The organism is Aquicoccus porphyridii (genome assembly GCF_008369105.1).
In the GTDB taxonomy this organism is placed as follows: Bacteria; Pseudomonadota; Alphaproteobacteria; order Rhodobacterales; family Rhodobacteraceae; genus Aquicoccus; species Aquicoccus porphyridii.
The window spans coordinates 397098-423320 of sequence record NZ_VINQ01000001.1; the positions used below are offsets into that span (position 1 = coordinate 397098).

29 protein-coding genes and 1 tRNA gene are annotated in these 26223 nt (G+C 64.3%); 19 read left to right on the forward strand and 11 right to left on the reverse strand.

The annotated features are described in order from the left end of the window. The first annotated feature begins 3 nt into the window (after window positions 1–3). The 6 genes from FLO80_RS01950 (at window position 4) to FLO80_RS01975 (ending at window position 5366) form a co-directional block, all read left to right on the forward strand. Window positions 4–915 (forward strand): DMT family transporter, encoded by a 912-nt coding sequence (locus FLO80_RS01950; protein ID WP_111362019.1) that lies wholly within the window; start codon window positions 4–6, stop codon window positions 913–915. Between the two features lie 54 nt (window positions 916–969). After that, window positions 970–1827, forward strand: coding sequence for an ATPase (locus FLO80_RS01955; RefSeq protein WP_111362018.1), 858 nt, complete (start codon window positions 970–972; stop codon window positions 1825–1827). A gap of 44 nt (window positions 1828–1871) precedes the next feature. After that, complete coding sequence (locus FLO80_RS01960) at window positions 1872–2816, forward strand: homoserine O-succinyltransferase (RefSeq protein ID WP_111362017.1); 945 nt, start codon at window positions 1872–1874, stop codon at window positions 2814–2816. A 5-nt stretch (window positions 2817–2821) separates the two neighbouring features. Then, window positions 2822–3790, forward strand: a complete 969-nt coding sequence (locus FLO80_RS01965; protein WP_111362016.1) for an alpha/beta fold hydrolase — start codon at window positions 2822–2824, stop codon at window positions 3788–3790. Between the two features lie 78 nt (window positions 3791–3868). Further along, window positions 3869–4756, forward strand: a complete 888-nt coding sequence (gene ppk2 / locus FLO80_RS01970; protein ID WP_246156517.1) for a polyphosphate kinase 2 — start codon at window positions 3869–3871, stop codon at window positions 4754–4756. Then, window positions 4749–5366, forward strand: a complete 618-nt coding sequence (locus tag FLO80_RS01975) for a TetR/AcrR family transcriptional regulator (RefSeq protein WP_111362014.1) — start codon at window positions 4749–4751, stop codon at window positions 5364–5366. The genes ppk2 and FLO80_RS01975 overlap by 8 nt, the downstream gene beginning before the upstream one ends. Window positions 5367–5424: 58 nt before the next feature. Here FLO80_RS01975 and FLO80_RS01980 read toward each other — a convergent pair whose 3' ends face one another. From FLO80_RS01980 to FLO80_RS01990, 3 genes are all read right to left on the reverse strand, one after another. After that, window positions 5425–6141, reverse strand: a complete 717-nt coding sequence (locus FLO80_RS01980) for an RlmE family RNA methyltransferase (protein WP_111362013.1) — start codon at window positions 6139–6141, stop codon at window positions 5425–5427. 46 nt (window positions 6142–6187) lie between these two features. Further along, window positions 6188–7300, reverse strand: a complete 1113-nt coding sequence (locus FLO80_RS01985; RefSeq protein ID WP_111362012.1) for a Ppx/GppA phosphatase family protein — start codon at window positions 7298–7300, stop codon at window positions 6188–6190. 76 nt (window positions 7301–7376) lie between these two features. Continuing rightward, window positions 7377–8033 carry a sulfotransferase family 2 domain-containing protein gene (locus tag FLO80_RS01990; RefSeq protein WP_111362011.1) on the reverse strand — a complete coding sequence of 219 codons (657 nt, stop codon included), beginning with the start codon at window positions 8031–8033 and terminating at the stop codon, window positions 7377–7379. A gap of 289 nt (window positions 8034–8322) precedes the next feature. Here FLO80_RS01990 and FLO80_RS01995 point away from each other — a divergent pair, with 289 nt between their 5' ends. The 3 genes from FLO80_RS01995 to FLO80_RS02005 are packed head-to-tail and all read left to right on the forward strand — an operon-like array spanning window position 8323 to window position 10679. Next, window positions 8323–8619: a virulence factor gene (locus FLO80_RS01995; protein WP_111362010.1), complete on the forward strand. Its 297-nt coding sequence runs from the start codon at window positions 8323–8325 to the stop codon at window positions 8617–8619. Between the two features lie 28 nt (window positions 8620–8647). Beyond that, window positions 8648–9592 carry a methylenetetrahydrofolate reductase gene (locus FLO80_RS02000; RefSeq protein WP_111362378.1) on the forward strand — a complete coding sequence of 315 codons (945 nt, stop codon included), beginning with the start codon at window positions 8648–8650 and terminating at the stop codon, window positions 9590–9592. Window positions 9593–9596: 4 nt separating this feature from the next. Then, a complete protein-coding gene (locus FLO80_RS02005; RefSeq protein WP_111362009.1) occupies window positions 9597–10679 on the forward strand; it encodes a dihydropteroate synthase in 1083 nt (360 codons plus the stop codon). A 99-nt stretch (window positions 10680–10778) separates the two neighbouring features. Here the strand turns inward: FLO80_RS02005 and FLO80_RS02010 are convergent, their stop codons facing one another. Continuing rightward, on the reverse strand, window positions 10779–11534 hold the full coding sequence (locus FLO80_RS02010; protein ID WP_111362008.1) for a Stf0 family sulfotransferase: 756 nt from the start codon (window positions 11532–11534) through the stop codon (window positions 10779–10781). A gap of 181 nt (window positions 11535–11715) precedes the next feature. On the opposite strand from FLO80_RS02010, the gene FLO80_RS02015 reads away from it, so the two are divergent. Continuing rightward, the gene (locus FLO80_RS02015) at window positions 11716–12597 is read left to right on the forward strand and encodes a glucokinase (protein WP_111362007.1); all 882 of its coding nucleotides are present in this window, start codon (window positions 11716–11718) and stop codon (window positions 12595–12597) included. 12 nt (window positions 12598–12609) lie between these two features. Here FLO80_RS02015 and FLO80_RS02020 read toward each other — a convergent pair whose 3' ends face one another. The 3 genes from FLO80_RS02020 to pdxH form a co-directional block, all read right to left on the reverse strand. Then, the gene (locus FLO80_RS02020) at window positions 12610–13071 is read right to left on the reverse strand and encodes a DUF192 domain-containing protein (RefSeq protein ID WP_111362377.1); all 462 of its coding nucleotides are present in this window, start codon (window positions 13069–13071) and stop codon (window positions 12610–12612) included. Between the two features lie 25 nt (window positions 13072–13096). Next, complete coding sequence (locus FLO80_RS02025) at window positions 13097–13630, reverse strand: cold-shock protein (RefSeq protein ID WP_111362006.1); 534 nt, start codon at window positions 13628–13630, stop codon at window positions 13097–13099. Between the two features lie 124 nt (window positions 13631–13754). Continuing rightward, window positions 13755–14360: a pyridoxamine 5'-phosphate oxidase gene (gene pdxH, locus FLO80_RS02030; protein ID WP_111362005.1), complete on the reverse strand. Its 606-nt coding sequence runs from the start codon at window positions 14358–14360 to the stop codon at window positions 13755–13757. Between the two features lie 140 nt (window positions 14361–14500). On the opposite strand from pdxH, the gene fabI reads away from it, so the two are divergent. The 3 genes from fabI to gpt are packed head-to-tail and all read left to right on the forward strand — an operon-like array spanning window position 14501 to window position 16452. Next, window positions 14501–15322, forward strand: a complete 822-nt coding sequence (fabI, locus tag FLO80_RS02035) for an enoyl-ACP reductase FabI (protein ID WP_111362004.1) — start codon at window positions 14501–14503, stop codon at window positions 15320–15322. A gap of 6 nt (window positions 15323–15328) precedes the next feature. Next, complete coding sequence (locus tag FLO80_RS02040) at window positions 15329–15937, forward strand: LysE family translocator (protein ID WP_111362003.1); 609 nt, start codon at window positions 15329–15331, stop codon at window positions 15935–15937. 11 nt (window positions 15938–15948) lie between these two features. Beyond that, entirely contained in the window at window positions 15949–16452 is a 504-nt protein-coding gene (gene gpt / locus FLO80_RS02045; protein ID WP_111362002.1) for a xanthine phosphoribosyltransferase, read from the forward strand. A gap of 6 nt (window positions 16453–16458) precedes the next feature. Here gpt and FLO80_RS02050 read toward each other — a convergent pair whose 3' ends face one another. Then, window positions 16459–16896, reverse strand: coding sequence for a VOC family protein (locus FLO80_RS02050; RefSeq protein ID WP_111362376.1), 438 nt, complete (start codon window positions 16894–16896; stop codon window positions 16459–16461). Window positions 16897–16946: 50 nt separating this feature from the next. Between FLO80_RS02050 and FLO80_RS02055 the strand changes: the two genes are divergently transcribed. The 5 genes from FLO80_RS02055 (at window position 16947) to FLO80_RS02075 (ending at window position 22981) form a co-directional block, all read left to right on the forward strand. Further along, the gene (locus FLO80_RS02055; RefSeq protein WP_111362001.1) at window positions 16947–17540 is read left to right on the forward strand and encodes a TetR/AcrR family transcriptional regulator; all 594 of its coding nucleotides are present in this window, start codon (window positions 16947–16949) and stop codon (window positions 17538–17540) included. 144 nt (window positions 17541–17684) lie between these two features. Further along, a complete protein-coding gene (locus tag FLO80_RS02060) occupies window positions 17685–18854 on the forward strand; it encodes an aminotransferase (protein ID WP_111362000.1) in 1170 nt (389 codons plus the stop codon). A gap of 93 nt (window positions 18855–18947) precedes the next feature. Further along, window positions 18948–20789 (forward strand): peptidyl-prolyl cis-trans isomerase, encoded by a 1842-nt coding sequence (locus tag FLO80_RS02065; protein WP_111361999.1) that lies wholly within the window; start codon window positions 18948–18950, stop codon window positions 20787–20789. A 7-nt stretch (window positions 20790–20796) separates the two neighbouring features. Further along, window positions 20797–22308, forward strand: coding sequence for an anthranilate synthase component I (gene trpE / locus FLO80_RS02070; protein WP_111361998.1), 1512 nt, complete (start codon window positions 20797–20799; stop codon window positions 22306–22308). A 97-nt stretch (window positions 22309–22405) separates the two neighbouring features. Beyond that, window positions 22406–22981 carry a pseudouridine synthase gene (locus tag FLO80_RS02075; RefSeq protein WP_111361997.1) on the forward strand — a complete coding sequence of 192 codons (576 nt, stop codon included), beginning with the start codon at window positions 22406–22408 and terminating at the stop codon, window positions 22979–22981. Between the two features lie 39 nt (window positions 22982–23020). Here FLO80_RS02075 and FLO80_RS02080 read toward each other — a convergent pair. Further along, window positions 23021–23097: transfer RNA gene (locus FLO80_RS02080), tRNA-Arg, on the reverse strand. 133 nt (window positions 23098–23230) lie between these two features. On the opposite strand from FLO80_RS02080, the gene FLO80_RS02085 reads away from it, so the two are divergent. Next, on the forward strand, window positions 23231–24688 hold the full coding sequence (locus FLO80_RS02085) for a fused MFS/spermidine synthase (protein ID WP_246156518.1): 1458 nt from the start codon (window positions 23231–23233) through the stop codon (window positions 24686–24688). A 40-nt stretch (window positions 24689–24728) separates the two neighbouring features. Here the strand turns inward: FLO80_RS02085 and FLO80_RS23335 are convergent, their stop codons facing one another. Next, the gene (locus FLO80_RS23335) at window positions 24729–24863 is read right to left on the reverse strand and encodes a hypothetical protein (RefSeq protein ID WP_281286947.1); all 135 of its coding nucleotides are present in this window, start codon (window positions 24861–24863) and stop codon (window positions 24729–24731) included. A 138-nt stretch (window positions 24864–25001) separates the two neighbouring features. Then, window positions 25002–26222, reverse strand: a complete 1221-nt coding sequence (locus tag FLO80_RS02090; protein WP_111361995.1) for a cysteine desulfurase — start codon at window positions 26220–26222, stop codon at window positions 25002–25004. Window position 26223 lies beyond the last annotated feature (1 nt).

A 26223-nucleotide genomic window follows, 5' to 3' on the forward strand; every position in this document is an offset into this window, starting at 1 on the left:
CACATGGCACCGCAAAAAACACTCACCCCCCTCGCATGGGCCTTGCTGATCAGTCTCGGGCTGATCTGGGGCGTCATCTTCCCCGCCGCCAAGATCGCGCTCAATGAGGTCGGCGCGATCACCATCGTCGCCAACCGCACCTTCTGGGCGGCCTTGATGCTTTGGGGGTTCGTCCTCATCCGGCGCATCCCCGTGCCGGGCAATCCGCGCGTTCTCCTTGGGTTTGCGGTCATGGGCGTGCTCAACAACGTGCTGCCCTTTTCGCTGATTTTCTGGGCGCAACAGCATATCGAGGCGGGTCTCGCGTCGATCCTCAATGGCTCAACCGCCATTTTCGGCGTGCTGGTCGCGGCGATCTTCCTCGCCGATGAGCGGCTGAGCGCGCGCAAGATTCTCGGGATCGGCACCGGTTTTCTGGGCGTCGCCACGGTGATCGGGCTTGAGCATCTCAAGGAGTTCGATCTGCGCAGCGCCGGTCAACTCGCCGTTCTGGGCGCCACGCTCTGCTATGCGCTGGCCGGGGTCTGGGCGCGAAAGACCTTGACCGGCGTGGCGCCCAGCGTCGCATCGGCCGGCATGCTCAGCGCCGCCGCGCTCGTCGCCGTGCCCGTGGCCTGGGTGGTCGAAGGCCCGCCCACCCTCGACCTCTCGCCGGTCACCTTCGCGGTGTTGGCCTATATCGCCATTCCGGGCACGGGTCTGGCCTATCTGCTTTACTACCGCGTTCTCGGGCTGGCGGGCTCCGGCAACCTGATGCTGGTCACGCTGATCGTGCCGCCCGTCGCCATCGTGATCAGCACGCTCGGCCTCGGTGAAACGCTGTCCGTGAATGCGATTCTCGGGTTCGCGATGATCGCGTTCGGACTGGCCATTCTCGACGGTCGCATCCTGCGCCGCCTCGCCATAAGGGTTTGACCGCGCCCCCGTGCCGATTTACCAAGCTTGGAACATATCCCAAGGGGTCTTTTCATGCTCTATACCTCCGCCCGGGCCTGGCGCGATGCCACCCGCAAATCGGTGCTGTTCTTCGGCATGTCCGGCCTTGGAAAAACCCATGTTTCCAACCTCCTGCGCGATTCCGGCGATTGGTATCACTATTCCATAGATTACCGGATCGGCACCCGCTACATGGGCGAATACATCACCGACAACGTCAAGCGCGAGGCGATGAAGAACCCGTTTCTGCGCGATCTTCTGTTATCGGACTCGATCTATATCGGCTCGAACATCACCTTCAACAATCTCGCCCCGGTCTCGGCCTATCTCGGCAAGCCCGGCAATCCGGCGCGCGGGGGCCTTGCCTATGACGAATACACCCGCCGCCAGAACCAGTTCCGCGCAGGCGAAATCGCGGCCCTGAACGACACCGCCCACTTCATTTCCCGTGCGCATGATCTCTATGGCTATCCGCATTTCATCTGCGACACCGGCGGGTCGATCTGTGAATGGGTCGATCCCGAAGACCCCGACGATCCGTTGATGCAAGAACTCGCGGCCCACACCCTCATGGTCTGGATCAAGGGTGACGCGGCCCATACCGAAGAGCTGATCCGCCGCTTCGACCGTGCGCCGAAGCCGATGGCCTACCAGCCCGAATTCCTCGATGCGATGTGGCAACGCTACCTGCGCGAAGAGGGCTGCACCGAAGCGCAGGTCGATCCCGACACCTTCATCCGCTGGACCTATTCCAAGGCGCTGGCCCATCGCCAGCCGCGTTACGAGGCGATGGCGAAATGGGGCGTCACCGTCACCGCCGACCAGATCGCGGGCATCGCCTCCGAGGCCGATTTCACCGATGTGATCGCCAACGCGATTGAGAAGACCTGACCCCGCGTCTATATCCGCTATCCGACACCCAAGGACATCCAACCATGCCGATCAAGCTTCCTTCCGACCTGCCTGCCTTCGACGTTCTCACGCGCGAGGGTGTGCAGGTCATGGACGAGGACGCCGCCGCGCGGCAGGATATCCGCCCACTGCGCATCGGGCTTCTTAACCTCATGCCCAAGAAGATCCAGACCGAGAACCAGTTCGCCCGCCTGATTGGCGCCACCCCGCTCCAGATCGAGCTTTCGCTGATCCGGATGAGCGAACACGAGACCAGGAACACCGCCGCCGACCATATGGAGAGCTTCTACCGCCCCTTCACGGACGTGAGGCAAACCGGCGAGAAATTCGACGGGCTGATCATCACCGGCGCCCCGATCGAACATCTCGATTTCGACGATGTCACCTATATCGACGAGTTGCGCAGCGTGTTCGACTGGACCCAGACCCACGTGCATTCCACGTTCGGGGTCTGCTGGGGCGGCATGGCAATGATCAATCATCTGCACGGCATCCGTAAACACATGCTGCCGCACAAGGCGTTCGGCTGTTTCCGGCATCAGAATCTCGCCCCCGCTTCGCCCTATCTGCGCGGCTTTTCCGACGATTGCGTGATCCCCGTCTCGCGCTGGACCGAGGTCCGGCAGGACGAGATCGACGCGGTGCCCGCGCTCTCGACCCTGCTGGGCAGCGACGAGGTCGGCCCCTGCCTTGTCGAAGACCCGGACCATCGCGCGCTCTATATCTTCAACCATTTCGAGTATGACAGCGACACACTCAAACAGGAATACGACCGCGACGTCGCTTCGGGCGCCGAGATCATCGTGCCGGTCAACTATTACCCGGATGACAACCCGGCCCTTACGCCCCAGAACCGCTGGCGCAGCCATGCGCATCTGCTCTATGGCAACTGGATTTCCGAGATCTACGAGACAACCCCTTATGATATCTCGAAGATCGGGATAGAAGTCACCGATTGGCGGAGGTAGGGCAATTGAAGCTTGCCCTGATCGTCCTTGCGCTGATCGTCATTTTCGCCGGTGTTACCCTGTGGAAGGCCCGCGCCCACGAGGCCCACGCCGAGGCCAGCCACCCGCCCGAGGGGCGCATCCTCACCGTCGACGGCCACCGGGTTCATGCCGTGGTCATGGGGCCAGATCGCGCGGACGCCCCCGATCTGGTGCTGATCCACGGCCTCTCCGGCAACACCCGCGACTTCACCCATTCCCTCGCCCCGGCCCTGGCCACGCGGTATCGCGTGATCGTCTTCGACCGGCCCGGGCTGGGCCATTCCGAGCGGATCGACCGCACCGGTGCCACGATCGTCCAGCAGGCCGACCTCCTGTCACGGGCCGCGCGGCAACTCGGTGCCCAGCGGCCCATCGTTCTGGGGCATTCCTATGGCGGGGCGGTGGCGCTGGCCTGGGCCGTGCACCAACCCGAAAACCTCTCGGGGCTGGTCCTGGTCTCGGCCCCCTCGCAGCCCTGGCAGCGTGATCTGAGCTGGTATTACCGCCTGACCTCGCACCCGATCCTCGGGCCGATCGTGATCCCGCTCATCACCGCGTATGTGCGCGACAGCCGGGTGTCGGCCATGCTCGACGCGATCTTTGCCCCGCAAGCGCCAGACCCCGATTATGCGGCGCATGTCGGTGCGGGCCTCACGCTGCGCCGCGAGACATTGCGCACCAATGCCCTGCAACGCGCCAATCTCCTCGCCGAGATCACCGCGCTGCAACCGCATTACCACCGGATCGACCTGCCCGTCGAAAGCGTGCATGGCACCGCCGATACGACCGTCGGCCTCGACATCCACGCCGTGCCCCTGGAACAACAGATCGACGGCGCGCGCCTGACCCGGCTCGACGGGATCGGCCACATGCCCCACCATGTCGCCCGGTCCGAGGTGATCGCGGCCATCGACCGCGCCGCCGCCCGCGCAGGGGCCGGTCAACAAGAGTGACGCGCGACTGGCTGAATGGCTTTAGCCCCCCAGCGAAATCGGCTAATCATGGGGAACTCACGCAAGAGGATACACACCGTGCCCCGATCCGACCCGTTCGAGCCGCCCTTCGACGGCGCCATCACCCGGTTTCTTGAAGACGACGCCCCCGTCACCATCCGCAATGCCATCAAACGGGCCGAAAAGGGCGATATCCTCAACCCGGACTTTCCCTATTCCGAACGCATGCCGCGCAAGGCCTATGACAAGGAACTTGACGGGCTTCAGATCGAACTGGCCAAGCTGCAACACTGGGTCAAGCAAACTGGCGCGCGCATCGCCATCGTCTTCGAGGGCCGCGACGCCGCTGGCAAGGGCGGCACGATCAAACGCTTTCGCGAGAATCTCAACCCGCGCGGTGCACGCGTCGTGGCACTCCCGAAACCGACCGACAAAGAAGCGACGCAATGGTATTTCCAGCGCTACATCGACCACCTGCCCGCAGGCGGCGAGATCGTGTTCTATGACCGGAGCTGGTACAATCGCGGCGTCGTGGAAAACGTGTTCGGCTTTTGCACCGACGACCAACGCGAACATTTCTTTGCCCAGGTGCCCGATGTCGAACGCATGCTGGTGGACGAAGGCATCCTTCTCTTCAAGCTCTGGCTCAATGTCGGTCGCGCCGAACAGCTCATTCGCTTTCTCAAACGCGAACGCGATCCGCTGAAACACTGGAAGCTCAGCCGGATCGACGTCGAAGGTCTGGCCAAATGGGACGACTACACGCGCGCCATCGCGGAAACCTTCGAGCGTTCGCACAGCGATCACGCGCCCTGGACGATCATCCGCTCCGATGACAAGCGCCGCGCACGGGTCCATGCGATCCGCTCGGTCCTGACGCGGATCGACTATGCCCACAAGGACCGCAAGGGGCTGGGTCGGATCGACGACGCGGTTTGTGGCGGTCCCGAGATCTGGGATGCGTAAACGCGGCTATCATCACGGCAACCTGCGCCAGGCACTGATCGAGGCGGCGTTGCTGCTGATCGAGGCACGCGGCCCGACCGGCTTTACCCTGTCGGAGGCCGCCAAACAGGCCGGTGTCACCCCGGCAGCGGTCTATCGCCATTTCGACGGGCGCGAAGACCTCATCGCCGAAGCGGCCCGGCAAGGATACGAGATTTTCGCCGATCTCATGCAATACGCCTATGACAAGGGCCAGCCTTCCGCGCTCGCCGCGTTCGAAGCCACGGGTCGCGCCTATCTCGCCTTTGCCCGCAAGTACCCGGGCCATTACATCGCGATGTTCGAAAGCGGTATCTCGGTCAACCGCACCCCTGAACTGGCCGCCGCCTCGTCCCGCGCCCGCGCCGTCCTCGAACGCGCCGCCGATGATCTGTCACAACATATCCCGCCCGAGCAGCGCCCGCCCGCCGCGATGTTCTCGGCCCATATCTGGGCGTTGAGCCATGGCGTGGTCGAGCTTTTCGCGCGCAACTCGCCCGGCACCCGATCGCCCTATTCGCCCGAAGACCTGCTCGAAACCGGCATCGGCATCTACCTGCGCGGTCTTGGACTGATCGAACCCGATACGTGAACACGACCCTTGAGACGCCTTGCACCTCGCAAGCGTGGCCAACAAGGTGCGACCGCCGTTAACCCCGGAACCCGGTCGCAACCACGAATTTTTCCGATGAATCCGCCCGGCTGGCCGGCGGTTTGACATTCGCGACCTTCTCGAACTTCTGCTTGAGCAGCTTCTGAAGGCTTTCTTCGGTCCCACCTGCCAGAACCTTGGCGACGAACGTGCCGCCCTCGTCGAGCACGTCAAAGGCGAATTCCGCCGCCGCCTCGCATAGCGTGATGATGCGCAAATGGTCGGTTTGCTTGTGCCCCGAGCTGGACGCGGCCATGTCGCTCATCACCACGTCGGCCTTGCCGCCCAGCCACGCCTTGACCTTTTCATCCGCCCCCTCGTCAAGAAAATCGAGCTGATGCAGCTCGGCCCCCACGATTGGCTCAACCTCTTGCAGATCCACGCCGATGATCCGGCCCTGCTTCTTGCCGCTCTTCTCGCCCAATGCGTTGATCCGCGGCACCGCCACCTGGATCCAGCCCCCCGGCGCACAGCCCAGATCCACCACCCTCGCCCCGGGCACCAGGAACCGGTATCTGTCATCCAGTTCCATGATCTTGAACGCCGCGCGCCCGCGATACCCTTCCTTGCGGGCGCGCTGCACATAAGGATCGTTCAACTGCCGCTGCAACCACCGGGTCGAACTCAGCTTGCGCCCCCGTGCGGTCTTGACCTTCACGGTCAGGTCGCGCTGGCCGCGCCCCGATGTGTTCTTGCCTGTCGGTTTCTTCACCATGATCGCATCCTTGCCGCCGACGAACTTTCGCAGAAAACCCGTCTCATCAGAACGGCCCGTCCTCCAGAACCCCGTCCGCGCTCATCTGCGCGTAAAGCAACCCCTCGCGCAAGCCCCGGTCCGCCACCGAAAGCCGGTCGGTCGGCCAGACCCGCATCATCGCCTGCAAGATTGCCGCCCCCGACATGATCAGCGCCTGCCGGTCCTGCCCGATGCGCGGATCGCGACGCCGCCCCCCCGGACCCATCCGCAGGTAAGTCTGGATCACCCTGTCGATCTGGTCCGAGGTCATGCGCAACCCGTCCACCTTGGTCCGGTCATAGCGTTTCAATCCCAGGTGCGACGCCGCAACCGTGGTCACCGTGCCGCTGGTGCCCACGATCTGGAACCCCGCACGCGCCTGCTCGTCCTTGTAGGGCGCGAACTCGGCCAGGTTCTCCTCGAAGAACCAGCTCATCAGCGCAAACCGGGCTGCGTCGTCCTCGACATCGCGGAACTGGTCGCGCAGCGTCGCCACGCCCAGTGGCACGCTTATCCAGTCCACCACCTTGGCGGTCGGAAACGGGCTGTCGGTGGTGTGAAACCCGGAATGCAGCCGCATGATCGCGCGCGGGCGGTCCCGCCGCGGCACGCGCGACAGGTCGATCCAGACCAGCTCGGTCGACCCGCCCCCAATATCGACCACCAGAAGCTGTTCGGTCTTGGTCGACACCAGCGGCGCACAGGAGATCACCGCCAGCCGCGCCTCCTCCTCCGGCAAGATGATGTCCAGTTGCAGCCCAGTCTCGCGCTTGACCGTGCGGATGAAATCCTGCGCATTGCGCGCCCGCCGACAGGCTTCGGTCGCAATCAGCCGCATCCGCTTGACGTTGTGGCGCTTGAGCTTCTGTTGACAGATCCGCAGCGCCTGCACCGTGCGCGCCATCGAGGCACGACTAAGGTTCCCGGTGCGCTCAAGCCCCTGCCCAAGCTGCACCGACTTTGAAAAGCTGTCCACCACATGAAACTGGCTGCCCTTGGGTTGGGCAATCAGCATGCGGCAACTGTTGGTGCCAAGGTCCAGTGCCGCATAAAGCTGCGCAGGATCCGGCGGTCTCGGCGCGGGGCTTTCAACCGGTTTCGGGAACGCGCCCGCACCTTCGGGACGCTTGGGCGCCATCTCGTCACGCCCTCCATTTCGAGTTGAGTCAAAGGTAGGCGCACCGTCGCCCCCGTGCAAGCTCTTTGTCGCCGCCCTATGCGAGCGGGTTGGTGAAAAAGCCACCCAGCAAGGCGTATTCCCGCATCAAGCGCGGACGGATCGCGTCGATCGTCACCGGAGCCAGATCGTCAAGCTCCAGCTTCATCTCCGACGCGTTCTCGCGCGAGATATCGACCGCATGCCCGGTCCTGGCCTGCAAATCGTCGGCAAGCCGGGCAAGCTCCGCGGTGCGATAAACCCTGTCATAAGCGCCCAGGTCGGGCCCGACGAACAATTCGGCGGGCAAGACGTGGTGGCGGATAACCGAGGCCGCTTGCATGTAATCCTCAAGATTGCTGAAAAAGAAATCCGGGTCCGGATCGGCCGTCAGATGCGCGAACTGCGGCCATTTCAGCTTTCGACTGTTGTGCAGCTCACCGAACTGCGCCACCCGGTTGGTATAGACCGACAAGAGCCGCTTGACCGGGTCGCGCACCACGCAAAAGCGCCAGTGATCCGCGACCGCTTCCCAGCGATGCGGGCGAAACCGGACCGTGGGATAAAGGCCATGCCAGACATCCATGTCATCAACCGTGCCCACATCGACCGTCACATCCGGATCTATCTGCGCCAGCGCGCGCTTGACGGTCGAACACCCGGCCTTGGGCAGCGCCATATAGGCGATCTTGTGGGCACTCACGATGATCGGCATCTCTGCCCTTCGCCGGGTTGTCTGTTTTATGCGTTACTGCTCGCAGAGCACACTAGCCACTTCGGCTGTGGAATTCAACGCTCGCTCCTGCGCGCGATCCCCGACAAACCGTGTTGAAACCCTCTCATACAGGACATGAGCATTTCGGGCCGCCCGCCCTCTCGCCGAGCGGCCACAAGGCGGTTATGATGGGGCGCGTCGCTTGTGCGCGTCATCGTGTCGAAAATCCGCCTTTGGTCACGCCTACGACTCTCTATTGAGGGGGTCACCGAGAGAGAGGGAATCATCCATGGCCGATGTCACAATCGTCTATTGGCGGGACATCCCCGCACAGGTCATCGTCGGCAAGGGCCGCCGGGGCAGCAAGATGCCCCTGCCCGAGCGTTTCGAACAGGCGATCGACCGCGCGGCGATGAAGGTGGGCGCGGCCGAGACCGACGCCTATCTCGCCGAATGGCGCAAGGCCCCGTCCTTCTCGGTCGACGGAGACCCCGCCGATGTCGCCGCGGCCGAAGCCGCCCGTATCGACGCGGAATATGATCAGGATCGCCTCAAGGCCCTGATCGCCAACGATGGATGGGCGTGAGCCCCGTATGCGCCTTTGGGAGCCGATCATGTCGCTTTTGAATTTCCGCAAGAAAGACACCACCCCCGGCGCCGCCAGCCCGGTCAGCCCGCAGGTTGAGGCATTCCTCAAGGGCTATTCGATCGAGGTGATGCCGCGCACCGCCGAAAAGGTCGAGAATTTCCGCGACCTGCTGCCCGCAGGCACGCGCGTCTACATTGCCCATATCGAGGGCACGCCCATCGAGGAGATGGTCGCCACCGCTGCGCGCCTTGCGCGCGATGGCTATCCGGTGATGCCGCATTTCCCGGCCCGCATCATCCACGATACCGCCATGCTGGAAAACTGGATCGCCATGTACCAGGGCGAAGCGGGTGTCGATCAGGCGCTCCTGCTCGCCGGTGGCGTGAACAAGCCGCATGGCGATTTCCACAGCTCGATGCAGTTGTTGGAAACCGGCCTCTTCGACAAGGCCGGGTTCAAGCGCCTGCATGTCGCCGGTCACCCCGAAGGCAACCGCGACATCGACCCCGATGGCGGCATGAAGAACGTCGAGGACGCCATCCACTGGAAGCAGAGATTTTCCGAGCGCACCGACGCGAAAATGGCCCTTGCCACGCAATTCGCCTTCGAGGCCGCGCCAATCGTGAAATGGGCCGACGGGTTGAAAGCCGCCGGAATCACCCTGCCCATCCATATCGGCATCGCCGGCCCGGCCAAGCTCCAGACCATGATCAAGTTCGCCGTGGCCTGCGGCGTCGGCCCCTCGATCCGCGTGCTTCAGCGCCGGGCGCGGGATGTCTCGAAACTGCTGCTGCCTTACGAGCCGACCGACGTGCTCACCGATCTCGCCGCCCACAAGGCGGCCAACCCCGACAGCCTGATCGAACAGGTCCATTTCTTCCCGCTCGGCGGGATCAAGACCAATGCCCAATGGGCGATCGACCACGGTGGCACCTCCGCCACCCCCGCCAGCCAGCAAGCGCAAGGATAAGTACATGACCCGCACCATCGTCGAATCGAAAACCAGGACCGCGATCATCGGATTTGATCAGCCCTTTTGCGTCATCGGCGAACGGATCAACCCCACCGGGCGCAAGATCCTCAACGAAGAGCTGGAACGCGACGATTTCAGCCGGGTCGAGGCCGACGCGCTGGCCCAGGTCGCAGCGGGCGCCACGGTGCTCGACATCAACTCGGGCGCGGTGTTCTCGAACAAGATGGCCGAAGATCCGCGTTATGCCGACAACAATTTCGTCGAACCCACGCTGATGCGGCAACTGGTCGAGGTGGTGCAGCGGGTCGTCGACGTGCCGCTCTGCATCGACAGCTCGGTGCCCGGCGCGCTGGAAAACGGCCTCGCCGCCGCCGAGGGACGCCCGCTTTTGAACTCCGTCACCGGCGAGGAAGAACGGCTCGAACTCGTGCTGCCGCTGGTCAAGAAATACAACGTGCCGGTGGTGGCGATCAGCAATGACGACACCGGCATTTCCGAAGACCCCGATGTGCGCTTCGCGGTGGCGAAAAAGATCGTCGAACGCGCCGCCGATTTCGGCATCCCGGCGCATGACATCGTGGTCGACCCGCTGGTCATGCCGATCGGCGCGATGGGCACCGCCGGTTTGCAGGTCTTTACCCTCGTGCGCCGCCTGCGCGAGGAACTGGGCGTCAACACGACCTGCGGCGCGTCCAACATCTCGTTCGGCCTGCCCAACCGCCACGGCATCAACAACGCCTTCCTGCCCATGGCGATCACCGCGGGCATGACCAGCGCCATCATGAACCCGGTCGCCCTGCCCATCGGACCGACGAAAATCGCCGAGAAGAAGGCCGAAGTGGCCGCGGCCGGAATCATCCTGCCCGAGGACATCGACGATGAAACCTTCGTCACGCTTTTCGGTCTGGGCTCCACCAAACCCCGCGCCGGCAAGGAGATGGAGGCGATCCGCGCCGCCAATTTCCTGACCAACAACGATGATGGCGGCGCCGAGTGGATCAACTTCAACAAGGTCGCTCCGAAGCCCGGTCACGAAAACCGAGGTCGCGCCGGTCGCACCGGAGGCCGCCGCCGCCGCGCCTGATCCATGTTCGAACCCCGTGACCCTGCGCGAATGCAACACCGCGGGGTCACGAGCCTTTCAGGCATTCAGCACTTGATCCGTTGCAATACCTCGCCGACCCTATGTGACAAGATCCGCCTCTGCGCGATAGCGCCGCATCCACTCCGCGTTCGTCGCATCGGAGAGTTTCGCCACGTTGGCCTTGAGGCTACCCGCCTCCGGTTCCGGCACACCAAGGCTGCGACAGATACGCCCGACAGCTTCGGCCGGAGTCTCGGAGAGACCCTCATACCCAACTTTCAGCGGAATAATGCCCTGGTCCTCGAACCAGCTTCGCCAGCCCGCGTCAAACCGCTCCAGTTCCGCCAGTTTGGCGCCAATCCGATGAAAGTCGTATTCCGGTTCGCGCGGGGGCGCGATGCGTTCAAGCTCTGTTCCGTCCGGGGCCATGTGCCAAAGACCGGACTGTTCTGCCCTCACCAGTGAAACCGCCTGTGCAAGTTTGTCCTCCCGCGTGAGGTGAATATAGAGGATCTCGCCGAAAGCGGCTTGCAGTCGGTCCCGGTCAGAAGGAAGCCCGGGGTAAACCGTGTCGATCGTCGCGGACAGGTCGTCCAGATTCTCCCGCATCAGGCGAAGGCCCATGATGGGCGTTGCGCCCCGGCCGGCCGCAATGGCAGCCCTGAGATAAGCGGCGCAATACTCCGCCTCGCTCAACCCGTCGCGGGCCGGTAGGCGCCATCTTCGCGCCCATACCGGATCGACATCGTGCATGAAAAAGGAATCCGGATCGCCCGCAACCCCGCTTGACGCCAGCAGATCACAAAGCAACGTGCTCCCGGTTCTGGAGGTGCTGCAAATGATGTAGCTATCCATGATCTTGCTCGAACCCACCCTTCGCCCCCAAAATCCACCGTTACCGACACGCACGCAACCCAGCCGACCGCAACGAGGCCTGGCCACAGCTTATGCGAGGTTGAACATATCAGGCAACGATCAGACCTTTGATCGGGGTATTTTGGCTTTGCTTCCTGCCACGCTCGGCTAAAGTTCCGCCATGATCACCCTTCTCGCCGATATCGGCGGCACCAACAGCCGCCTTGCACTGGCCCGCGACGGCAAGCTCGAGCACGCCACCATCTGCAGCCTTGGCAATGACCACAGCCCCGGCCTTGTTCCGATGCTGGCCGATTACGCCGCGGCCCGATCCGCCCGCCCGGCGCGGTTGATCCTTGCCGCCGCCGGGCCGGTCACCGATGGGCATGTGCGCCTCACCAACCGCCCCGGGTGGTCCTGCTCGGCCGCCGACCTGGCCGACGCCACCGGCGCTGCGCAGGTCACCCTGCTCAACGATCTTCAGGCGATGGGTCATGCTCTGGCCGTTCCCGAGATTGCTGGCGGCCCGCTGACCCAAACGCGCCTCGCATTGGCCATCGGTACCGGCCTGAACGCCGCGGTGGCGCATCCGGTGGCGAACCGCACATTCGTGCCCCCCGGCGAGAGCGGCTATCAATCCCTGCCCTTCACGCATGAGGCCGACGCGCCGATCCTGGCCGCACTCGCCCGTGATTTCGGCTCGAACACGGCCGAGGCCCTGCTCTCCGGTCCGGGGATCATGCGCGCGCATCGCCTGATGACCGGCGAGAGTCGCACAGTGCGCGACGTCCTTGCCACGGCCCCGGACACCCGCGCGCTCGTCCTGCGCGCACTCGGCGCCACGCTCGGCTCGCTTGCGCTGATGCATCTGCCCTATGGCGGACTCTACCTTGCGGGCAGCGTCGGGCGGGCACTTCACGCCTATCTCGACAGCCCGGATTTTCGCCATCAGTTCACCGCGCGCGGCGCCTATAGCGACCTCATGACCCGCTTTGAGCTGCGCTGCATCGACGATGACCTCGCCCCGCTGCACGGCCTTGCCCGCCTGTCATGCGAGACCTGACTTATGCAGTCCTCATTCGCAGGGCCAGGCTGCATTCCTACCGAACGCCGGGTGACGCATCTCGCTGCCCGCGACGATCCCCATCTGCCGGGCCAGACCGCCATTGATCTCCAGCACCGCCTTCACGTCGCGCCCGCCCCGGATCACCGTTTCGTCATGCGGTCGCGCCTCGTGATGCACCTTCACCACGCGCCCGACGTCATCGAGGAAGATCATGTCGAGCGGAATAAGCGTGTTCCTCATCCAGAACCCAACCGGACCCGATCGCGGAAAAAGAAACAGCATCCCGCGACTTTGCGACAGGCTTTCGCGATGCATGAGGCCCTGGGCCCGCTCCTGCGCCGTGACCGCCAGTTCGACACCGAACCGCGCCTGTCCCCATGGCCCACGCAGCGTGACCTCGTCGTTTCGGCACTCCGCGGCGGCCACGCCACTCGCGATCACGCCCAGGATGAGCGCAAGCGACCAGACCATTTGACGCCACATCAGACCCACGCCATCACTCTTCCACGGCTTTCACACCAGCTTCCCATGCGCAGATCTCGGTTGCCATGCGCCCGCGCTTGCCGTCGATCACCCGCATGGCCAGCGCCTCGCCGGGCTGCAAATCGGCCAGCCCGGATCGCCGCAGCACCTCGATATGCAGGAATACATCCTCGGAGCGGCCAAAGACATTGGCAAAGCCGAACCCCTTGGCCTTGTCGAACCACTTCACCCGTGCCGGTTCCAGCGGCGCGCTGCGGATCACCTCGGGGTCGATCTGCTCGAAATCAGCCAGCGGTGCCCCTTCGGTGCTGGCCGGTGGTTCTATGCTCAGGATCTCGACCGCCTGAACCCCGCGGTCGGTTTCCTGCACGCAGATTTCGACCAAAGCACCATCCGCGATGGAACTCTGCCCATAGTTTCTAAGGACATTCGCATGAAGCAGAATGTCCGGCCCGCCTTCGTCGGCCACCACAAACCCAAAACCCTTGACAGGGTCGAACCATTTTACATGACCGGATACGTTACGGGTGCTGTTCCCATCTTGCATCAACTCGTGATTTCCGTCAGTTTTTTCATCCCCAGATCAGTCCGTGATGCGCAATGGCGGGCTGAGTTGCAAGCATAAAAAGTTACCCGATTTTCAAGACAATGCATTTCACGTAACGTGAAATTCACGGGCTCAACCTCTGAATCACCCATTCCTGCGCGACCTCTTCGCGGCTCCAGCGAAACCTGTCATGCAGGCGGAACGCCCCATCCGCCCAGAACTCGATCTCGACCGGGGTGAGGCGATAGCCCCCCCAGAACGGCGGGCGCTCCGGGTTGGGGCCGTGCTTCGCGGTTACCCGGGCGACCTCGGCCATCAATGCCCCGCGCGACGAAAGCGGCTGTGACTGTTGCGACGCCCAGGCCCCAAGGCGGCTCTTGAGCGAGCGACTGGCATAGTATTCATCCGCCTGTGACCCGTCCTCCCGGGTGATCGTGCCGCGCACCCGGATCTGGCGGCGCAGGCTTTTCCAGTGCATCACGAAAGCGGCCTTGCCCGCGTGATCAAGCTCCTGCGCCTTCGCACTGCCGTAATTGGTGTAAAACACAAAGCTTTCGGCCTCGATCTCCTTGAGCAACACCATCCGCACATTGGGCAGCCCCCCGGCATCCACCGTCGCCAGCGCGATCGCGTTGGGATCGTTGACCTCGCTGGCCTCGGCCTCGGCCAGCCAGCTTCGCGCGATGGCGAACGGATCGTCGCCTGCGAAAATTCCACCTCTGTCGCTCATCCGCCACCCTCTATCCGCACCACATGACCGGGCACCCTTGCCCTTGATGCAACCTAGCCGATCGCCTAAAGATTTCAATCATCTGCAAACGGCCGGTTCAGGGCTCTCCGGACCCGGGCAAGGGATCACGAGGAAAACGCATGTCGAACAATCTGATGACGGGCAAACGAGGCCTGATCATGGGACTTGCCAATGACAAGTCCATCGCCTGGGGAATCGCGCGTGCCTGCGCAGACGCAGGCGCCGAAATGGCCTTTACCTACATGGGCGAGTCGTTTCGCAAACGTGTGGCCCCCCTGGCCGAGCGGATCGGCGTCGAGATGCTGATCGACTGCGACGTCTCCGACCCGGCCTCGATCGACACCGCCTTTTCCGAGATCGAGGCGAAATGGGGCAAGCTCGATTTCATCGTCCACGCCATCGGCTTTTCCGACAAGACCGAGCTGCGCGGCCGCTATGTCGATACCAGCCGCGACAATTTCCTGATGACCATGGATATCAGTTGCTACAGCTTCACCGCCGTGATGCAGCGCGCCGAGAAACTGATGGGCGATGGCGGCAGCGCCCTCACGCTCACCTATTACGGCGCCGAACAGGTCATGCCGCATTACAACGTCATGGGGCTGGCCAAGGCCGCGCTGGAGGCGTCGGTCAAGTATATCGCCGAGGATCTGGGCAAGGACGGCATCCGCGTCAACGCGATCAGCGCTGGCCCGATCAAGACGCTGGCCGCCTCGGGCATCGGCGATTTCCGCTATATCCTCAAATGGAACGAACTCAATTCGCCGCTGCGCCGCAACGTGACCATCGACGACGTGGGAAAATCCGCGCTCTACCTGCTCTCGGATCTGGGCTCGGGCGTGACCGGCGAAACCCTGCACGTGGACGCGGGCTATCACGTCGTCGGCATGAAAGCCGTGGACGCCCCCGATATCGACGCCACCAACGGGCGCAAGGACTGATCCGCGATGGAAGCGGCCCACCTGATCGCGTTCAACCTGACGCTGCTCGCGGCCATGGCCTCGCCCGGGCCTGCCATGCTTTTGTCGGTCCGCGCCACGCTCACCGGCGGGCGCGCGCATGGCATCGTCACGGGCCTCGGGCTGGGCACCATGGCGGCGGCATGGACCGGGCTGGCGCTGCTTGGGCTCGATACGCTTTTCGCGCTCTTTCCCTGGGCCTACATGACGATGAAGATCGCGGGCGCGCTCTATCTTCTGTGGATCGCCTACGGCATGTGGCGCGATGCCCGCACGCCGCTCGCCCCCGCCTCCGGACCCTTGCGCCGGCGTCGTGCCTTCCTTTCCGGTCTCATGGTCAATCTCGCCAATCCGAAATCGGTGATCTTCGCGGCCTCGGTCCTGATCGTGATCTTTCCCGCCGGGCTCGGCGCGGCCGAAAAGGCGCTGATCGTGGCCAATCACCTCGCCGTTGAATGGATTTCCTACACGCTCTTCGCGCTCGCCCTCTCGACAGGGCCCGCCCGCGACGGGTATCTGCGTCTCAAACCGCTCCTCGATCGCATCGCCGCCGCCGTGCTGGGCGCTCTGGGGATGCGGCTTCTGACCGACCGCTGAAGGGACATCACATGACCGACCGCCTGCCCCATGAAAAAGGTTTCCACATAAGCTGGGACCAGATTCACCGCGACAGCCGTGCCCTGGCCTGGCGGCTCGACGGGTTCGGCCCCGAAGATGGCGGCTGGCGCGCCGTGGTCGCGATCACCCGTGGCGGCATGGCCCCGGCCATGATCGTCGCGCGCGAGCTCGATATCCGCACCATCGACACGGTCAGCATCAAGAGCTACCACTACCAGCATCAGGGCGAGGCCGAATTGCTCAAGGCCCCCGACGCCAGCCTCATGGGCGACGGCAGCGGCATTCTCGTGATCGACGATCTGGTGGATTCCGGCAAAACCCTCGAACTGGTGCGGCAGATGTATCCAAAGGCCCATTTCGCCACCGTCTATGCCAAGCCCAAGGGCCGCGAACAGGTCGACACCTTCATCACCGAGGTCAGCCAGGATACCTGGATCTTCTTTCCCTGGGACATGGCGCTGCAGTATGTCGAGCCCTATCGCGGCGTGGATTGAGACGGATCAAACGCCGCTTTCCCAACGGCTTTGCATCTCCGCTGGGCTGACATCCTCGATCGCCTGCGCCACGAACCAGCGATGCCCCCAAGGGCAGAAAAACTGCCCCACCCGCTCGCCATAGCTCTGATCCGCAGGCTCTCGGGTCACGGTTGCGCCCGCATCACGCGCCTTGGCGATCACCGCGTCGCAATCCTTAACCATCACGTGCAGACTGACCGGCGTGCCACCCAACCGATCCGGCGAAACCGCGCCGAAATCCGGGTATTCATCGGCGATGAAAAGCACCGTCTCACCGATCCGGAATTCTGCGTGCCCCAATCGACCATCCCCTGACGGGTCGGTCATCCGGAAAAGCTCTTCGGCCCCGAACACCTCACGGTAGAATTCCAGCGCGTCGGCTGCGCCTTTTGCACAAAGATATGGAGAAACTGTCTGCGCCATCATCGTCCCCTTTACATTCACTCTATAATTACGTTACGTTCCGTATTGAAATGAGTCAAGTACCTGGAAAACGCGGCCGCCCACGCTCTGCCGATGCCCGCCGCAAGGCGCTCGCCGCGGCACGCCACCTTCTTATGGAGGACGGGTTGGGCCGCCTCAGCATCGAGGCAGTGGCGCGCGCCGCAGGCATCGGCAAACCCACGATCTATCGCAACTGGGCCAATCTTCAGGAACTGGCCATGGAGGCGCTCATCACCGTCGCACCCGCCGAAAGCACGCCCGATCCCGACCTGTCCCCACAGGCGGCGCTCACGGCCCAGTTGACCCGCCTCGTGCAGAGCTTCTCCTCCACCCGCGGTCGCCAGATCACGATTGCGCTGGCCTCCGCCGATCCCGAAAGCGAATTCACGCGCGCGTTCCGCAACCGCGTCATCCTGTCCGCCCGGGCCCACGGGCGCGCGCTCATCGAAGCCGCTATCGCCCGCGGCGATCTCTCCGCGCCGCAGGACATGGAAACCCTGCTCGACATGATCTATGGTCCGCTGTTCTTTCGTATCCTCGCTGGCCATCAGCCCCTCGACAGCAATTTCGCCGACTCCCTCGCACGGGCGGCATTCGATTTGCTCAGGAACCCGGCGCGCTGACCGTCTCCTGCTCTTTTCAATCGGCTTCCCGGCGGTTAGCGTCGGCGCGTCAACGGCCGGTTTGTCCGTTGTTTAGATTGTTTCAGACCTGCAAGACTCGGGGGGGCGACCCTCGATCGCGCACCAACACGAGCGAGCCGCCCGATGACCACCCGCACAACTGCCACCTTCCCGCCCCCCGTAATGGAAGCCCGCCGCTGGCTCGATGGCGTCGATTTCTCCGCCCGTCCGCTCATCAACGTGAGCCAGGCCGCCCCGGTCGCCCCGCCGCCCGACCCGATGCTCGACGCCATGGCCGAGATCATCCGCACCGACCCTGCCGCGCATCTCTATGGCCCGGTGCTGGGCCTGCCCGACCTGCGCGCACAGGTGGCCGACGAATGGGCCCGTGCCTATGGCGGCACGGTGTCGCCCGATCACGTCGCCATCACCTCGGGCTGCAATCAGGCCTTCTGCGCCGCGCTTCAGGCCCTGACCGGCGAAGGCGACGAGGTCATCCTGCCTACACCATGGTATTTCAACCATAAAATGTGGTGCGACATGACCGGCGTCACGGCTGTGCCGCTGCAAACCGGCGCCGGGCTCATCCCCGATCCCGAAACGGCCCGCGCGCTCATCACCCCGCGCAGCCGCGCCATCGTGCTGGTCACGCCCAACAATCCCGGCGGGGTGGAATACCCGCCCGAAACCGTGCGCGCCTTCTTTGATCTGGCCCGCGAAACCGGGCTGAAACTGATCGTCGATGAAACCTATCGCGACTTTCATTCCCGGCCCGGCGCACCGCATGATCTTTTCACCACGCCCGGCTGGGTTGACACGCTGATCCAGCTCTATTCCTTCTCAAAGGCATATCGGCTCACCGGCCACCGCGTCGGCGCGATGACCGCCGCGCCCGCGATCCTGGCCGAGGCCGAGAAATTTCTCGACACCGTCACCATCTGCCCCAATCAACTGGGCCAGCACGCGGCCCTTTGGGGGATGCGCCATCTTGGCCAATGGCTCGCCGGGGAACGTGCCGAGATCCTTGACCGCCGCGCCGCCATCGAAGAGGGCTTTCCGCCGCTGGCAGACAAGGGCTGGCGGCTTCTCGGCGTTGGCGCCTATTTCGCCTATGTCGAACACCCGTTCGACATCCCCTCGAACGAACTCGCGCCCGAACTGGTCCACAGCGCGGGCGTGCTCACGCTACCCGGCACCATGTTCATGCCCGACACCGATCCCGCGGGCAGGCGCCAGTTGCGCATCGCCTTTGCCAATGTCGACCGCGCCGGCATCTCCACGCTGTTCGACCGGCTGGGCGGCGCCAGCCCCTGACACGCCGCGCCCGTCGCCAACCCTTGCCCCCGCCCCGCCAAAGCACTAGACAACCCCGAGTTTGCAAACACCTTCCTGTCCAAAGGGGCGCATATGGCACGCGGCACCACCTCGAAAACCCTCGTCTGGATTCTCATGGCCCTGCTCATACTTGGGCTGGGCGGGTTCGGCGTGACCAACCTCTCGGGTAATATCCGCACCATCGGCTCGGTCGGCGGGCAGGACATCACCGTGAACGCCTATGTGCGCGCCCTGCAAGATGAAATTCGCGCCCGCGAGGCCGAAACCGGCGAGCCTATCCCGTTTTCACAGGCCCGCGACATGGGGCTCGACCAGGTGGCCCTTGCCCGACTGATCGCCAGCACCGCGCTCGACAACGAAACCGTGCAACTGGGCCTGTCGGTGGGCGATGCCAACCTGCGTGACCAGCTCTTGCAGATCCAGGGCTTCCAGGGGCTCGACGGCAGTTTCGACCGCGACGGATACCGCTTCTACCTCGACCGCACCAACCAGTCCGAGGCCGAGTTCGAAGAGGGCCTGCGCAGGGAAATCGCCCGCGGTCTTTTGCAGGCCGCGGTCCTCTCGGGCGTGACCGCCTCGCCCACCTATGCCGACACGATCGTCTCGCACCTGGCCGAGCGGCGCAACTTCACCTGGGCGCGCCTTTCCGAAGCCGATCTCGACACCCCCCTGGGCGAGCCGACCGAGGCACAGCTCGCCGCCTTTCACTCCGAGAACGCCGAGCGGTTCATGCAGCCCGAGATGAAGCGCATCACCTATGCCTGGCTTTCGCCCGACATGATCCTCGATCAGGTCGAAATCGACGAGGCCACCCTGCGCAGCCATTACGAGGATCGCGAGGACGAATTCAACCGCCCCGAACGCCGCCTCGTCGAACGGCTCGTCTTTGCCGATGAAGCCGCCGCCGAAGCCGCCAAGATCACCATCGAATCCGGCGACAAGAGCTTCGAGGACATCGTCGCCGAACGGGGTCTCGATCTCTCCGATGTCGATATGGGCGACGTGCTGCCCTCCGACCTCGGTGACGCCGGCCCTGCCGCCTTCAACGCCGACCCCGGCACCACCATCGGCCCCTTCCCCACCGATCTCGGCCCCGCGCTCTTTCGCGTCAACGCCGTCCTCCCGGCCAGCAGCATGCCCTTCGAAGAGGCCGCCGCGATGATCCGCGACGACCTCGCCCTTGGCCGCACCCGCCGCCAGATCGAGGACCAGATGAACCCGGTCGACGACCTGCTCGCCGCCGGGGCCTCGATCGAGGAACTGGCCGAGGAAACCGAGATGCGGCTCTTCACCCTCGACTGGACCCCCAGCATCTCCGAGGGGGCCGCGGGCTACGAGGCCTTTCAGGAAGCCGCCGCTGCACTCTCGCAGGACGATTTCCCCGAACTGATCGCGCTCGACGATGGCGGGATCGTGGCAATGCGGCTCGACGAGATCCTGCCGCCCCGCCAGCTATCGCTGGACGAGGTCCGCGACGATGTGACCGCCGCATGGGAAGAGGCCGAACTGACCCGACGCCTCACCGAAAAGGCCGAGGCACTCCTGCCCCAGGTCACGCCCGAGGCCGACATGGCCGCGCTCGGCCTCACTGTCACGCAGGAAACCGGAATCACCCGTGGCGCCTTCATCCCCGGCATGCCCGAGAACTTCCTGACCCGCGTCTTTGCCATGCAAGAGGGCGAAGCGCGGATCATCGACCTGCCCGCCGGGGTCGCGCTGGTGCGACTCGACGCGATCCAGCCCCCCGATGAAAACGACGAAGCCGTGCCCGCCCTGCGCGACGCGCTCACTGAACAGGCCAGCTCCTCGCAGGCGCAGGATTTATTCCAGTATTACATCAACGACCTGCAAGCGCGCGCCGGGCTGCAACTCGACCAGACCGCGATCAACGCCGTTCTGGCCAATTTCCAATAGGACCACGATGGAACTCACACCGTCCTTCGATGATTTCGCCGCCGCCCATGCGCGCGGCGAGAACCAATTGGTCTATACCCGCCTCGCCGCCGATCTCGATACGCCCGTATCCCTGATGCTCAAGCTCACGGGTGCGGCGCGCGATGCCTTCATGCTCGAATCGGTCACCGGGGGCGAGGTCCGGGGCCGCTATTCGATCATCGGCATGAAGCCCGACCTGATCTGGCAGTGCCACGGCACGCAAAGCCGCCTCAACCGACAGGCCCGTTTCGATCCCGACGGGTTCGAGGATCAACCGGGCGATCCGCTCGACAACCTGCGCGCGCTGCTGGCCGAATCGCGGATCGACCTGCCCGATGACCTGCCCGCCGCCTCCGCCGGGCTCTTCGGCTATCTCGGCTATGACATGATCCGGCTGGTCGAACATCTGCCCGACGTGCCGCCTGACCCGCTTGGCCTGCCCGATGCCATGCTTCTGCGTCCCTCGGTCATTTGCGTGCTCGACGGGGTCAAGGGCGATGTGACGGTCTGCGCGCCCGCATGGGCCGATGCCGGGCAATCCGCCCGCGCCGCCTATGCCCAGGCCGCCGAACGGGTGATGGACGCGGTGCGCGACCTCGACCGCGCCCTGCCCCGGCAGGCCCGCGACCTCGGGCACGCCTCCGAAACCGGCGAACCGGTCTCGAATATCTCCAAACCCGACTATCTGCAGGCCGTCGAAAAGGCCAAGGCGTATATCCGCGCGGGCGACATCTTCCAGGTCGTGCCGTCGCAACGCTGGGCACAGCCCTTCGCGCTGCCGCCCTTCGCGCTCTATCGCAGCCTCCGGCGCACCAACCCTTCGCCCTTCATGTTCTATTTCAATTTCGGCGGCTTCCAGGTGATCGGCGCCAGCCCCGAGATCCTCGTCCGGGTCTTCGGCAACGAGGTCACGATCCGCCCCATCGCCGGCACCCGCCCCCGTGGCCAGACCCGCGAAGATGATCTCGCCCTCGAACAGGATCTGCTTTCGGACGAAAAGGAACGCGCAGAGCACCTGATGCTGCTCGATCTCGGGCGCAACGATACCGGGCGGGTGTCGAAAATCGGCACCGTCCGCCCGACCGAGCAATTCATCATCGAACGCTATTCCCACGTCATGCATATCGTCTCGAACGTGGTGGGCGAACTGTCCGACGATCACGACGCCCTCTCGGCCCTGCTCGCAGGCCTGCCCGCCGGCACCGTCTCGGGCGCGCCGAAAGTGCGCGCCATGCAGATCATCGACGAGCTGGAACCCGAGAAACGCGGCGTCTATGGCGGCGGCGTGGGCTATTTCTCCTCGGGCGGTGACATGGATGTCTGCATCGCCCTGCGCACCGCCGTGGTCAAGGACGACACCCTCTATATCCAGGCCGGGGGTGGCGTCGTCTATGACAGCGACCCCGAGGCCGAGTACCAGGAAACGGTGCACAAATCCAACGCCATCCGCCGCGCCGCCGCCGATGCCGCGCGTTTCACCGGCAATGGCAACGCGTGATCCCGGCCCCGGGCGCGGGCGCAAGCCGCGCAAACCCCGCCCCGCCTCTTCATCTGACCGGAAATACCTCGGGGGTGTGGGGGCAGCGCCCCCACGCATGACCCCGAACCACGCCCCCCGCCTGATCCTCTTCAACAAACCCTATGGCGTGCTGACCCAGTTCACCGACCGGTCCGATCCGCCCCGCCCCACGCTCGCCGATTACATCACTGAAAAAGGCGTCTACCCCGCCGGTCGCCTCGACCGCGACAGCGAGGGGCTCCTGCTTCTGACCGATGACGGCCCGTTGCAGGCCCGCATTTCCAACCCGCGCTTCAAACTGCCCAAGACCTACCTCGCGCAGGTCGAGGGCATCCCCGATGCGGCCACGCTCGACACCCTGCGCCGGGGTGTCACGCTCAAGGACGGTCTGACCCGCCCGGCCCAAGCGCGGGTGATCGCCGAACCCGCATGGCTCTGGCCCCGCATCCCGCCCGTGCGCCAGCGCAAGACCGTTGCCGATAGCTGGATCGAGCTCACCATCACCGAAGGCCGCAACCGACAGGTCCGCCGCATGACCGCCGCCGTGGGCCACCCCACCCTGCGGCTCATCCGCGTCGCCATCGGCGACTGGCGCCTGGGCGATCTCGCCCCCGGCGACTGGTGCCTGGCTGCCGCGCACGGCCCATCCTGAGAGGCAAAGGGCAGTACATTTTCAGTCGTTGAAAAGAGTTGGCGGACCCAAGAGGATTCGAACCTCTGGCCTCTGCCTTCGGAGGGCAGCGCTCTATCCAGCTGAGCTATGGGTCCAACTGCGCCCCATATAACTTCCCATGTCCGGTGCCGCAATCCGCAAAATCGCGCTTTGGGACTGGACTTCACCACCGTGATCCGGAAACTCGCCGGAATGGTCGTGAAATCGCATCCCCTTTGGCTCCTCGTCATGCTTCAGGCGTCCGTTTCGGCGGCCTCGCTGGTGGTCGAGATCGTTGCCGGGCGGATGCTGGCCCCCTATGTCGGCATGTCGCTTTACACCTGGACCTCGATCATCGCCGTGGTGCTGGCGGGGTTTTCCGCCGGGCATTGGTGGGGCGGGCGGTTGGCCGAACGCGACGGGGCGTCGGCGCTGGCGCGCACCGGCTGGGCCACGCTGGGTGCGGCGCTGACAACCGGCGCGGCGCTGTGGCTCCTGGGCTGGCTGGCGGCGCCCGTGCTGGGGGCCCTCGCCCATCCGGTCTGGGGCATTGCCGCGCTTTGCATGGCGGTCTTTTTCCTGCCTTCCTTCTTTGCCGGTGTGCCCGCCCCGGTGCTGGCCAAGATTGCCGTCGATGACAGCATCCGCCCGGGCCGGGCGCTGGGCGCGATGTTCGCCTCGGGTGCGATCGGGGCCATCGCGGGCACGCTTCTGGCCGGGTTTCTCTCTATCTCGTGGCTTGGCACCGCGCTTACCCTCGCCCTCATCACCGCCGTCTATGCGCTGGCGGCGGTGCTGTTGCTTGCCATGGCGCAACGCCTCTCGGCCTCGTCGGTAACAGCTGTGGCCCTTGCCCTCGCCCTGTCCGGCGCCGCGCTCGCCGCCCCCCGGCCCTGCACGGTGGAAAGCCGCTACTTCTGCCTGCGCTCGGTCGATGTTTCGGCCGACCCGCAAAGCCCGGTCCGGATGATGGTGATCGACCACCTGACCCACGGAATCAGCGCCCATGACCAGCCTCTGGTGATGTTCACCGAACATGCCGCCATGCTCGATGCGCTGGCCCGGCTGCGTGCCCCGCGCGCGGATTTCACCTCGTTCTTCATCGGTGGTGGAAACTACGCGGTGCCGCGCGCCTTTGCGCATCGCGGCGCTGGCGCCATGAGCGTGGCCGAGATCGACCCCGCCGTGACCGCCATGGCGGCGCGCGATTTCTGGTTCGACCCCACAACCGCCGAGGTGCTGCACCAGGACGCCCGCCGCGCGCTCTTGGAGCGGCCCGACCGCTATGACATCATTATCGGCGACGCCTTCACCGATGTCGCCGTGCCCGCGCATCTGGTCACGCGCGAGTTTTTCGAACTCGTCGCCACCCGCCTGACCGCGAATGGCAGCTACCTGATGAATGTGATTGATTACGAAGGCCGCCTCGATGCGCTGGCCTCGCTTGCCCGAACGCTGGACGCCGTCTTTCCGTCGGTAGAAATCTGGACATCGACCGCGCCACCCGTTCCCGGTGCGCGGGTTGTCTTTGTCATTGCCGCCGGTCAGGCGCCAACCAATGTCGCAAGCTTCAACGCCCCGGCCCCCGGGCCAACGACATTCGCTGCGATCGACCCGGGATGGATCGCGCGCCTCATTTCAACGAAGGGCATGATACTGACCGACGATTTCGCGCCGATCGACAGGCTTGTCGGACGACCGGATTAGCCCCAAAGAGCCCCCGGTCGCCCGACGCTTACGCGGTCGATCACTCGACGACGTTGCCGTATTTGTCGTAGACCGGCTCTTCCATGATAACCACGGGTGCCGGTTCTTCCTGCTGAGCACAGGCGGCAAGGAAACCGACGGTGGCCAGCGCGGCAGCAAACTTCATAAACTTCATCGTTTCTGTCCTCTGTTATGCAGATAACCACAGATTAACCGGGCCATTTCGGCTTGTCACGCGATTCGGCCGCGATTACTCCCCATTAACGTGTTTTGGCGGCTTTTTGCTACATTCCAAGACCCCTGTCCCGCCACATCACCCAAGCAGATCATGCGCCAGTTCAAGCGCCTCGATCAGCCGGTCAACCTCCTCGCGCGTGTTATAAAGCCCGAACGAAGCCCGGCATGTCGCGCTCACCCCGAGGTGGTCCATCAAGGGGTTTGCACAATGATGGCCCGCGCGCACCGCCACGCCCTTCTTGTCGAGAATGGTCGAGATGTCATGCGCATGCGCCGCCCCTTCCATGGTGAAGGAAAAGATCGCCGCCTTGCCCGGCGCCGTGCCCTGAAGCCCGAGCCAGTTCAGCCCCTTGAGCCGCTCGCTCGCATAGGCCGCGATGTCCGCCTCATGCGCCGCGACGTTCTCCATGCCAAGCGTCATCAGGTATTCAAGCGCGACACCCATCCCGATCTGCTGCACGATGCCGGGCGTTCCGGCCTCGAATTTCATCGGCGGATCGTTATAGATCACCTCGTCCCGGCTGACTTCGCGGATCATGTCGCCGCCACCGATAAACGGGCGCATCTCCTCCATCCGCTCGCGCCGGATAAAGATCGCCCCCGATCCCGATGGCCCGTAAAGCTTGTGCCCGGTCACGGCGTAGAAATCGCATCCGATCTCTTCGACATCGACCGGCAGATGCACCGCCCCCTGGCTGCCATCCACCAGCACCGGCACGCCTTTTTCCCGGGCTGCGTCACAGACCGCCTTTACATCAACAACGGTCCCCAAGACGTTGGAAACATGCGTGATCGCAACGAGTTTCGTTCTCGGCCCGATGGCGTCGATGAGTTTTTGCGGGTCAAGCGCCCCGGTCGCATCCACGTCGACCCATTTCAGCACCACGCCCTGCCGCTCGCGCAGGAAATGCCAGGGCACGATATTGGCGTGATGCTCCATCACCGACAGCACGATCTCGTCGCCCGGCTCCATCCGTGGCGCGGCCCAGCCATAGGAAACGAGGTTGATCGCCTCGGTGGTGCCGCTGGTGAACACGATCTCGCGCTCGTCACGCGCCCCCAGGAACCGCGCCACGATGCCCCGCACGGCCTCGTATTTCTCGGTCGCGAGGTTCGAAAGGTAATGCAAGCCCCTGTGAACATTGGCATATTCATGGCTATAGGCGTGCGTCACCGCGTCGATCACGCATTGCGGCTTTTGCGCGCTCGCCCCGTTATCGAGATAGGTGAGCGGCTTGCCATTCACTTCGCGCGAGAGGATCGGAAAATCGGCCCGGACCCGTTCGACGTCATACATC